Below are 10,731 nucleotides of genomic sequence, written 5' to 3' on the forward strand. Positions count from 1 at the left end.
CACTATAGCACGTCGATGAGTTCGGGACTTGCCCGGCGAAAGAACACGACCGCCAAAGCCATGCTCACAAGCCCCAGAACCGCCGGCATAATCAGACTATCTGCGCTTGGCCAGCGGTCGAACAGAAGTGCATCCTGATACAGCGCTACCAATGGCGCGAGCGGGTTGAGATTGAACACGGCACCGTATTTCTCCGGCAAGACGTTGGCCGGATAAACAACCGGTGTCAGCCAGTACCAAAGATTCAGCACTATCGTCGTTACCTGGGCAACATCGCGGATGAATACGTTCATCACCCCGAGGATGACGCCAAGCCCAAAACCGATAGCCGCAATCAGCACGATCCCGACCGGCAATAGGATCAATGCGCGGCCTGGCAGATGCCCGAGGAAGATAAAGATGATGAAAAGTGCTAGCAGCAGCAACAGGTGATTGATCAGCGCCGTGCCGCCGACGATGAGCGGCAGGCATAGACGCGGAAAGGCTATCTTCTTCATTACTGGCGCCTGTTCGATGAAGACAGTCATGCTGCGTGTCAGAATGTCGCTGAATAACGTCCAAGCGGCCAGGCCGGATAGAAGATAGATCGGATAAGCTGCCGGGCTTTCCGTATCCGGAAGCCGCGCCTTAAGAAGTTCTGAAAGCACGATCGAGAAGATCACCGCCTGCGCGAGGGGGTGAAGGATGAACCAAAGGCCGCCCAGACGCGACCGCACGAAGCGTCCCCTCAGGTCGCCTTTGATCGAGGAAATGATGAAATGGCGATATTGCCAAAGGCTTCGGAACATAGGTTTGACCTTTGCGCGCGGTCGTCAGCGGGGGCTACATGCCCGACGCCAATACCCCAAAACGTCGGCCAATGTTTGCTCAAACGGCACCAGAGGCGTCCAGTTCAGCTCTGCGCGTGCTTTTGATGCATCACCATAAGCGATAGGGATTTCGTTCGGTCGAAGCTTTGCCGGGTCTTCGCGCACTTCGATGTCGATGCCCGACTGTACAATAAGCGCGTCTAGGATATCCCGAATTCTGCGGGGTCGTCCCGACGCGATGTTGTAGACGCAGTCAGGCCCGGTCTCGGAGACCCGGATCGCGGCGGCCGCGTAGGCGCGCACGACATCGCGAACGTCGAGGAAATCGCGCTCGGCTTCGAGATTTCCGACATGAATGACCGGCTCGCGTTTGCCCGACAGGATTTCGGCGACTTGGCGTGCGAAATCGGAGACCACATAGGTGTCGGACTGGCCAGGGCCGGTGTGATTGAACGGGCGGAAGCGAATGGCGCGCAGACCCTCATAGGACAACTGGCCTATCATAATGTCGGCAGCTGCCTTGGTGGAACCATAGATGTTAACCGGCCGGAGCGGTGCGTTTTCCGTTAGGGGACCAGCCGGGTTCTGGAAAGAGGCTCCGTAGGCTTCCGAGCTACCAACGTACACGATCCTGGCCTCCGGAGCATGGCGCATCACGGATTCCGCCAAGTTCATCGTTCCCGTCACGTTGACATCCCAGGCATGTCGTGGAGCGTTGCGTGCATCCGAGGGCGCGGCCACCGCCGCCAAATGGACCAGCGCGGTGGGCTGGATTTCGCGGACGGCGCCGTCGACGGCATCCCGGTCTCGCAGGTCGATCGGGTTTCGCTGCCCTTCGCCATGACCGAACGCGAACACCTTGCAGCCGGCGTGCTCCCGCTCCAGCAACTGCAACAGTGCCGTGCCGACAAACCCGCTGGCTCCGGTTACAAGGATGCGATGCGTCAACGTACCGACCACTCTCGCGAAAAAGTCTTTGCGATCACTCAGCGCCTCGGCGGGTTGGAATGACGTTCCAGATCCGCATCCACCATCTCGCAGATCATCTCTTCCAGCGAGATCGTAGCTTCCCACCCCAGCTTCTGCTTAGCCTTTGCCGGGTTGCCGAGCAGGATCTCGACTTCCGCCGGCCTGAACAGATCCGGATCGATCACAAGGTGGTCGTCCATCTTCAGCCCAACATGCTCAAAGGCGATGCGGCACATGTCACGGACGGTCGTCGTCCTGCCCGTGGCCACCACATAGTCGTCCGGCTGATCCTGTTGCAGCATCAGCCACATGGCGCGGACATAGTCCTTCGAATGGCCCCAGTCGCGCTTGGCGTCGATGTTGCCGAGCCGCAATTCGTTGGCCATGCCTTTCTTGATCCGCGCCACCGCGTCCGTAACTTTGCGGGTCACGAATTCAATGCCGCGAAGCGGCGATTCGTGATTGAAGAGGATGCCGCTGGAGGCGTGGATGCCAAAGCTTTCACGATAGTTGACGGTGATCCAGTGCCCGTACAGCTTCGCGACCGCATAGGGAGAGCGGGGGTAGAAAGGCGTAGTTTCCGACTGCATCGGCTCCTGAATGAGGCCGTACATTTCCGATGACGAGGCCTGGTAGAAGCGTGCCTCGGGGATTTCAAGGCGGAGCGCCTCGAGCACATTGGTAACACCCATGCCCGTAACGTTGCCCGTCAGAATCGGCTGCTGCCAAGATGATTTGACGAAGGATTGCGCTGCAAGATTGTAGACTTCGTCCGGTCTGATTTCGCGCATCGTCCGGGCCAGACCGGACAGATCCGTCAGATTTCCGTCCACGATCCGAATGTCTTTCTCGATGCCAAGCCATTTCAGGCGCGTAGTATTAACGTCGGCTGTGCTTGAGCGCCGGGCAAGTCCATGAACTTCGTAACCCTTCGCAAGCAAGAGTTCCGCCAGATAGGCACCGTCTTGCCCGGTGATGCCGGTTAACAAGGCTGTCTTTGTCATCAATGCTCTCGATATTATCTAATGATCCGCACTGCCAGCCGATGAACCCTCAGGCCCGACCATAAACGTCGTCGAACCGCACGATATCGTCTTCACCAAGATACTCCCCGCTTTGCACTTCGATCATCACAAGCGGAAGGACGCCCGGATTTTCCAGACGATGCTTGTGGCCGCAGGGAATATAGGTGGACTGGTTGATCGTGAGCAGGATTTCGCTCTCGCCATTAACGACCCTGGCAGTTCCGCTCACCACCACCCAGTGCTCGGAGCGATGGTGGTGCGCCTGGAGGCTCAGGCGGGCGCCTGGCTTCACTACAATGCGCTTGATCTTGAAGCGGTGCCCTTCCTCCAGCACGGTATAGGTGCCCCACGGGCGATGCACCGTGCGGTGCAGTGTTGCCGTCTCGTGCCCCTCCGCCTTGAGGCGGTTATAGAGGTCCTTCACTTCCTGTGCTTTGTCCTTGCGCGCGACCAGAAGCGCGTCCGGCGTGTCCACGATCAAGAGATCCGAAACGCCGACAAGACCTACCAGCCGATCTTCGCTATGCACGTAGCAGTTCGCCGCGTCGTGCAGAATTGTTTCGCCGGTGGCGCGGTTGCCCTTGTCGTCGGCCGAAACAAGTTCCGACAGCACGGACCATGAGCCGATGTCCGACCAATCGAAACCGCAGGGCACGAAACCCACGTTCCTTGCCTTCTCCATCACGGCGTAGTCGATAGAAACAGCGGGAACAGCCGCGAAGCTGTCCCTATCCACCTCGACGGTGAGCCGGTCCGTGCCATCCGCTGTCCTGCCTTTCTCGAGGGCTGTGCGCGCACTGGCCAAGATGTCCGGGCACAGGTCCCGCATGGCTTCCAGCATCGAGCGGGCCGTGAAACAGAACATCCCTGAGTTCCAGAAGAAACGGCCGGTAGCGATAAATTGGGCCGCGGTGGCCGCATTCGGTTTTTCCACGAACCGAAGAACTCTATCCCCCTCGGCCTCGACGTAGCCAAAGCCCGTTTCGGGGCGGTCGGGCTTCACGCCGAATGTGACAATCTGACCTGAGGCCGCAAGCGCCGCCGCTCTCGCGACACTCGCGCGGAAGCCGGCCTGATCCAGTATCAGATGATCAGCAGGGAGCACGACTAGGACGGCGTCCGGGTTCTCATGCGCGACGTGCACTGCCGCGAGCGCAACTGCGGCCGCCGTGTCGCGGCCGAACGGCTCCAGCAGGAATGTGTTCTTCACGCCTGGAGCCGCCACCTCCGCATATTCATCGGCGGTAAGAAACAGCAGGTCGCGGTTGGTGACCGTCACGACATGATCGATGCCTTCGAGCTCCACGGCGCGCGCGTAGGTCTTTCGAATCAACGTCCCGCCCTCCGGCAGCGGGATGAAGGGCTTCGGATGCAATGCGCGGGAAATCGGCCAGAGCCGAGAACCGACGCCGCCGCTTATGATGACAGGGACGATATTGGTCAACTTCAACTCTCTAAGATCTGAGCCCCGGCCAGAGCGAGACTCCAACCGAGCAATTCGTCTGCGCGGGATTCCGCTTTTGCCTCGACGTAGCAGCGCAATTCGGGCGCGTTACCTGACGCACGGAAGTGCACAACTTCTCCGTTAGGGACGGTGATACGCACGCCGTCATGGTTGTCAATATTCCCGATGCCCCCGAGATCCGCGAAGATGTTGTCGGCATAGGCTGCGTCAGCCGCCAACTTGCCAAGAAAGGAGGCGCTATTCTCGCTCGGCACCCCCTCGAGCCGACCGCTTGCGGCGGCAAGAAAGCGAAAGTCGGCCGCTATCTCGGCGAGTGGGCGACCATTCTTTGCGATCACTGCAAGCGTGCAGACAATTGGCAATACCGAATCCCGCGTCTGCAAAGCCGGGAGGATGCGCCCACCTCGCTCGACGGACGAACCCAGGAGAACCCCGCCATTCGCCTCGAAGCCTACGACACATCTTGCGCCTTGGGCGAGAGCAGTGCCGATACCTTCGATGACATAGGGCGAGCCCACGCGTGTGCGGACCACCCTTGCGAAATGACCGCAGCGCTCCAGACCGGAATTGGAACTGACCGGTGTGACAACACAGTCGGCACCCAGGACATTTGCCGTGATTGCACCTACCAGATCGCCGCGCACGAAAGTACCGCTGGCGTCCGCAACGAGCGGCCTATCGCCATCGCCATCGGTAGACACGATCGCGTCGAACGGTTCCGCTGCCGCCCAATCCTTGAGAAGCGCCACATCTTCCTGCCTGAGCGCCTCTGTATCGACCGGAATGAAATGTTCGGCCCTACCCAGAGGTACCGTTTCAGCCCCCAGTCCGCGAAGAATATCGACGACGACGTCTCTTGCCACGGACGAGTGCTGGTAGACGCCGACGCGCAGGCCAGAAAGGCTGCCTTGTTCAAAGAAATCCAGGAAGCGGTCCATGTAGCCCTGGAACGGCTCGGCGCCCACCCGCACAGGATCAACTCGCGACAGGAGCGGAACGGGATCCCCGATGGCTGCGTGGATTTCGACGATGTCGCGTTCATCGCGCTTATCGATCTCCCCGTCCGCCCGGTAAAATTTGAGCCCATTTCTGTCGTCGGGAATGTGACTGCCAGTGACCATTATTGCTGGAGCGTTCTCGCCGGTAGCGTAAAGCGCAAGCGCGGGCGTGGGTAATGCTCCACAATCGACCGGCACAAGTCCGGACGCGGCGATCGCTGAATGAACAAGTTGCGCGATCTGGGGACTGGAGGCGCGGAGGTCACGTCCGACAAAAACCTCCGAGCCTTCGTTCAACAAGTTCCGATTCTGGAGCATGCGCAGGAAAGCGACGGTGTAGCTAAATGCCGGCGTACCTCGAAGCTCGCTGACTAGGCCGCGCAGTCCACTGGTACCAAACTTCACAGTCACCCTTTGCGACCCTTTCCGAAGAAATTTGGCTTGGTGCAAGTTAGGCAAACTGACATCGTTTTCGCGCGGGCCGGCCGAGCATTACGGCAGATGCGGAGCATCAGATAACGCATCTCTACAGATCAGGTCACCTGAGCGGCCTGCCGTATATTTCCATTTAATATTAGATACTTCTAACATTATTGGACAGAGGAACGCTCTTCTGCCTTCTGCAAGGATAGCGCCTTTCAAGAAGGTCTCCTTGAATTGCCGAGCCCCCCGGCCCCGCAAGCTGCTCGTGCTTATGTTTCGCGAAGTGGCTTGTCAATCTCTGGCTGAACCTACACACAGCGGGCTTCGCCATTTACACCAGATGCCAGAGAGCGAAGCCTCAACACCGTCGAAATAAAAAGCCGGCGCGTGAGCGCCGGCTTATGGTTGATCTGTTGGAACGGAATTTTCAGGACTGCTTCGGCAGCAGCGCCCAGACCGCCGGCACGAGGCTCGCGGCCAGCGCCACCTTGATCAGGTCGCCGGCGATAAACGGCGCGACGCCGAACTGCCAGGACTTTTCCGGTCCGATGAGCGCCGCCAGCCAGGCAAAGCCCATCGCCATCATGACGATCTCGGCGGCAAGCATGGCGCCGAACAGCTTGAAGGGGTGGCGGTCCCAGCCGCGGTCGGCGGCCCAGCCGGCGATCGCCGCCATCACCACGAAGCCGGCAAGGTAGCCGCCGGTGGAGCCCAGCATATAAGCGATGCCGAGGCCCTTTTCCGGCGTGCCCTGGAACACCGGCAAACCAAAAGCGCCCTCGGCGAGGTAGAGAAGGAGCGTCGCGACGGCAAGACGCATGCCGAAGGCCGAGGCGATCAGCAGCACCGCAAGCGTCTGCAGCGAGATGTCGACCGGACCCAACACCACTTTCGTCTTCGCCGACAGGGTGAGCAGAAGGGTTCCTGCAAGCGCCAGAAAGAGCTGGCTGGCAAGCCGGGCCGCGCCCTGGTCGGGCAGAGCGAGAGAAACGAGCGGGCGCATCGTGGTTGCAGTTGCCATGGTCTTCCCCATCGTGGCTGATTTGCTGTGTTTGAGGCGCGTCGCGGAGAAACGAGTTCAGGCGGCGCGCTTCAAGATTTCGTCCTGATGCGTGTCGTTCTCCCAAGACTGCTGCGCAGTTTTGGGCGACATGCATTGATTTTCCTATATTGGCTTCGGCAGGATGCGGCAATCATTTTGCCGCGAGCAGCAGGACCCGGCATGACACTTGAATTCGACGCACGCTTCGATCCTGCCTATGGTCAGGCGGTCACGGTCGCTCCGGACGTCCAGCGCGTCACGGCCAGGAACCCGAGCCCGTTCACCTTCCACGGCACCAACAGCTACCTCGTCGGCCGCGACACGCTGGCAGTGATCGATCCAGGTCCGGACGACGATGAGCATCTCGGAACGCTGCTCACGGCAATAGGCGGCAGGCCGGTCAGCCATATCTTCGTCAGCCATACCCACCGCGATCATTCGCGGCTCGCGGCGCGGCTGAAAGAACGCACGGGCGCTCCCGTGCTCGCCGAGGGCCCGCATCGGCCGGCGCGGCGGCTGCGCATCGGCGAGATCAATCCGCTGGATGCCAGTGCCGATTTGGGCTTCGTGCCCGACATTGCGCTGGCGGACGGCAGCCTTACCCATGGCGACGGCTGGGCGATCCGCACCGTGCTGACGCCAGGGCATACCGCCAACCACGCGGCCTTTGCGCTGGAGGGGACAGGCATCCTGTTTTCGGCCGACCATGTCATGGCCTGGGCCACATCCATCGTGGCGCCGCCCGACGGGGCGATGGCCGACTATATGAAATCGCTCGACCGGCTGATCGAGCGCGACGACCGCCTGCTGTTGCCCGGCCATGGCGGACCGGTGACCGCGCCGCGCAGCTTCATGCGCGGGCTGAAGACTCATCGCAAGATACGCGAGCAGGCGATCCTGGAACGCATCCTGAGCGGCGACCGAACCATCAAGGAGATGGTCGCGGCGATCTATCGCGACACCGACCCGCGGCTGCACGGAGCAGCCGGCCTTTCGGTTCTCGCGCATCTCGAGGACCTGGTGGCCCGCGGTCTCGTCGCCAGCGAAGGCGACCCGGCGATCGACGGGATTTTCAGGCCTGCCGGTTGACTCACTCGGCCGGCGCCGCGCCGACCTGGCCGGCGACCTCCTGATCGAGCTCGGCGAGGAAATCGGTGATACGGTCGGCATTGTCGCCCAAGTCATGACGCCCGTAGCGCGAGGCCGAACGCATGTCGACGACGACCGAATCGCCGTCGTCGGCGACGCGGATGGCCACATCTGCCGGCAGGCCGAGCACCAAGCCCCTGGCGACCGCGGTGATCGTCGCCTCGCTCTGGCCGTTGATGTCGGGATAGGGCGCGGTCAGCTGCCAGTCCCGCCGGTCGAGCACGGTCTCGACAGCATCGACCACGGTTTCGAAGGGCAGGTTGTAGCTCCGCCCGCTAACCAGCGGATATGCTTCCGCCTGCAGGCTCTGCTCGCCGGGCGTCGGCGGTGACAGCGCGTTCATGTCGCTTGTCCGGTCGCTGGTGTCGAGCGCCGGCGGGTCGTCGACGTCGGTCGAAATGTCGCGCAGCGGCGGATAGATGGTCGCCCAGTAGGCGGCGACACCGAAAGGCGCAAGCACCAGCACTGCCAGCAGGGCGCCGACGCTGAGATCGCGGCCGCCGCGGTCGCCGAAATTCCACAGCCTCGACAGTGCAAGCCCGGCGAGCAGCAGCGCGAGCGCCGCAAGCAGCGCAACGAGCGCCAGCACCCACAGGAAAGGCGGGGTGTCGACAAGGTCGAGGCGGTAGCCGGCAACGACGGTCAGCAAAAGGACGAGCGAGAATGCCCCGATCCGCCGCGACCAGCCGGCCGCCCTCGACGTCTGCCGTTCAGGAATTGTAGCCATCGTCTGCCGCATTACCCCAGTCCGCATCGAGACTTAGAGCTTTTTGCGCCAGCCTTGAAGCCGAAAGATTTAACAATCCTCAATCCGTCGGCAGCCGATACTCCTTGAATTGCTGGCGCAAGGTGGTCTTCTGGATCTTGCCCGTCGCCGTGTGGGGAATCTCACCGACGAAGGCGACGTCGTCGGGCATCCACCACTTGGCCACCTTGCCGCTCATGAAGGTCAGGATATCGCTCTTGCTCGGCTCCTTGCCCGGCTTGCACACGACCACCAGCAGAGGGCGCTCGCCCCATTTGGAGTGCGGCACGCCGATGGCCGCCGCCTCCGCCACATCGGAATGCCCGACGGCCAGGTTCTCCAGATCAATGGTGGAGATCCACTCGCCGCCCGATTTGATGACATCCTTGGCGCGGTCGGTGATCTGCATATAGCCGCTGGCGTCGATATGGGCGACGTCGCCGGTGTCGAACCAGCCGTCGGCGTCGAACTGCTCGGCGCCGACGCCGCCGTAATAGGCGCGCGCGACCGCCGGGCCGCGAACTTTCAGTCGCCCGAAGGTCTTGCCGTCCCAGGGCAGCGCGTTGTTCTCGTCGTCTGTCACCTTCATTTCAACGCCGAAGGGCGGGTGGCCCTGCTTGCCCTGGATATCGAGCCTGGCATCGCCGGTCAGCCCTTCATATTCCGGCTTCATGGTGCACAACGTGCCGAGTGGCGACATTTCGGTCATGCCCCAGGCATGCACCACCTCAACCGCGTATTTGTCCTGGAACTTGGCGGTGATGGCGCGCGGGCAGGAGGAACCGCCGATGACGACCTTGTTGAGATAAGGCAGCTTTTTGCCGGTCTCCTCGAGATATTGCAGCAGCATCATCCATACCGTCGGCACAGCGGCGCTGAAAGTTACCTTTTCGGTGTCGAGCAATTCGTAGATCGAGGCGCCATCCATCTTGCAACCTGGCATCACCAGCTTGGCCCCGATCATCGGCGCGGCCTGACCGAGTCCCCAGGCATTGGCATGGAACATCGGCACCACGGGCAGGACGACGTCGCGCGTCGAAACGCCCATGGCATCGGGCATGGCGGCCATCATGGCGTGCAGCACGTTCGAGCGATGGCTGTAGACGACGCCCTTCGGATCGCCGGTCGTGCCCGACGTGTAGCACATGCCGGCAGCCGTGTTCTCGTCGAATGTCTCCCAGGCGAAGGCGCCGTCCGCCTCGGCAAGCCATTCCTCATAGGCGACAGCGTTCGGCAACGAGGTTTGCGGCATATGCGCCTGGTCGGTCAGCACGATCACCTGCCTGAGCGACCTGACCTGGCCGGCGATCTTTTCCAGCAGCGGCACGAAGGTCAGGTCGACGAAGATCGCCTTGTCCTCGGCGTCGTTCATGATCCAGGCGATCTGTTCGGGAAACAGGCGCGGATTGAGCGTGTGGTAGATCGCGCCGATCCCCATGATGCCGTACCAGGCCTCGATGTGGCGGGCGGTGTTCCAGGCAAGCGTTGCGATGCGGTCGCCGAGCCCGAAGCTGTCACGCTCCAGCCGCTGCGCTACTTTGAGCGCCCGATGACGGATGTCGGCAAAGGTGGTGCGCACGATCGGGCCTTCGATCGAGCGCGACACGACCTCGCGCCCGCCGTGCTGGCGTTCGGCGTGATCGATCAGCTTATGGCAGAGCAGCGGCCATTCCTGCATCAGTCCGAGCATCTCGGCTCCTCCCCTTTTTCGCGCTTTCGCGTCATTGTTTCACGCATTGTGGAATGATCCGGCGGATTGTCCAGCCACCATAAGTCCAAGGCGGTCGGATGGGCGGAATGACCCGTGAAACCCGCCATAATCCGGCCATCGTCGCCGTTAAGATTCATTAATGGGCTGGGTGAGATTGGCGAATGGAGAGATTCGCATGGACGTGCAGCTCGATGAAAAAGCCCTCGAAAGCACGCTTGCCGAAAGTCTGGACGATCTGACGCCGGACTCCAAAACCGTTTCCGACGATGAATTTGCCGAAGTCGTCGGCGGCGCGCTGGAGGCCGTCGGCGGAACGCTGCTGTTCAAGATGTGCGTCGAGAATGATGGAGAAGGCCAGTATGTCGCCGCCGCAAGCGTCGGCGACGGCGGTAACC

9 protein-coding genes and 1 pseudogene are annotated in these 10,731 nt (G+C 61.4%); 2 read left to right on the plus strand and 8 right to left on the minus strand.

Annotation, left to right across the window (positions count from 1 at the left end; all coding sequences use genetic code 11):
• Positions 1-2 precede the first annotated feature (2 nt).
• The 6 genes from EOA49_RS15035 to EOA49_RS15060 all read right to left on the minus strand — a co-directional run bounded on the left by EOA49_RS15035 (position 3) and on the right by EOA49_RS15060 (position 6,710).
• The gene (locus EOA49_RS15035; protein WP_127216055.1) at positions 3-788 is read right to left on the minus strand and encodes an ABC transporter permease; all 786 of its coding nucleotides are present in this window, start codon (positions 786-788) and stop codon (positions 3-5) included.
• Between the two features lie 24 nt (positions 789-812).
• Positions 813-1,757: a GDP-mannose 4,6-dehydratase gene (locus EOA49_RS15040; protein WP_245460663.1), complete on the minus strand. Its 945-nt coding sequence runs from the start codon at positions 1,755-1,757 to the stop codon at positions 813-815.
• Positions 1,758-1,795: 38 nt separating this feature from the next.
• Positions 1,796-2,782, minus strand: coding sequence for a GDP-mannose 4,6-dehydratase (gmd, locus tag EOA49_RS15045; protein ID WP_127240125.1), 987 nt, complete (start codon positions 2,780-2,782; stop codon positions 1,796-1,798).
• 49 nt (positions 2,783-2,831) lie between these two features.
• Complete coding sequence (locus tag EOA49_RS15050; RefSeq protein ID WP_206519880.1) at positions 2,832-4,247, minus strand: mannose-1-phosphate guanylyltransferase/mannose-6-phosphate isomerase; 1,416 nt, start codon at positions 4,245-4,247, stop codon at positions 2,832-2,834.
• A 2-nt stretch (positions 4,248-4,249) separates the two neighbouring features.
• The gene (locus EOA49_RS15055; RefSeq protein ID WP_127240124.1) at positions 4,250-5,677 is read right to left on the minus strand and encodes a phosphomannomutase; all 1,428 of its coding nucleotides are present in this window, start codon (positions 5,675-5,677) and stop codon (positions 4,250-4,252) included.
• Positions 5,678-6,116: 439 nt separating this feature from the next.
• Positions 6,117-6,710: a biotin transporter BioY gene (locus EOA49_RS15060; RefSeq protein WP_127240123.1), complete on the minus strand. Its 594-nt coding sequence runs from the start codon at positions 6,708-6,710 to the stop codon at positions 6,117-6,119.
• A gap of 201 nt (positions 6,711-6,911) precedes the next feature.
• Here EOA49_RS15060 and EOA49_RS15065 point away from each other — a divergent pair, with 201 nt between their 5' ends.
• A complete protein-coding gene (locus EOA49_RS15065; protein ID WP_067327904.1) occupies positions 6,912-7,820 on the plus strand; it encodes an MBL fold metallo-hydrolase in 909 nt (302 codons plus the stop codon).
• Between the two features lies 1 nt (position 7,821).
• On the opposite strand, the gene EOA49_RS15070 is transcribed toward EOA49_RS15065, so the two are convergent.
• Together EOA49_RS15070 and EOA49_RS15075 are read right to left on the minus strand one after the other, a co-directional pair.
• Complete coding sequence (locus EOA49_RS15070; RefSeq protein ID WP_067328027.1) at positions 7,822-8,607, minus strand: DUF1499 domain-containing protein; 786 nt, start codon at positions 8,605-8,607, stop codon at positions 7,822-7,824.
• A 79-nt stretch (positions 8,608-8,686) separates the two neighbouring features.
• Positions 8,687-10,315, minus strand: a complete 1,629-nt coding sequence (locus tag EOA49_RS15075) for a fatty-acid--CoA ligase (protein ID WP_127240122.1) — start codon at positions 10,313-10,315, stop codon at positions 8,687-8,689.
• 196 nt (positions 10,316-10,511) lie between these two features.
• On the opposite strand from EOA49_RS15075, the pseudogene EOA49_RS15080 reads away from it, so the two are divergent.
• Positions 10,512-10,731 (plus strand): annotated as a pseudogene (locus tag EOA49_RS15080) (hypothetical protein); the annotation flags it as partial.

Source organism: Mesorhizobium sp. M1A.F.Ca.IN.020.04.1.1 (assembly GCF_003997315.1).
GTDB lineage: Bacteria > Pseudomonadota > Alphaproteobacteria > Rhizobiales > Rhizobiaceae > Mesorhizobium.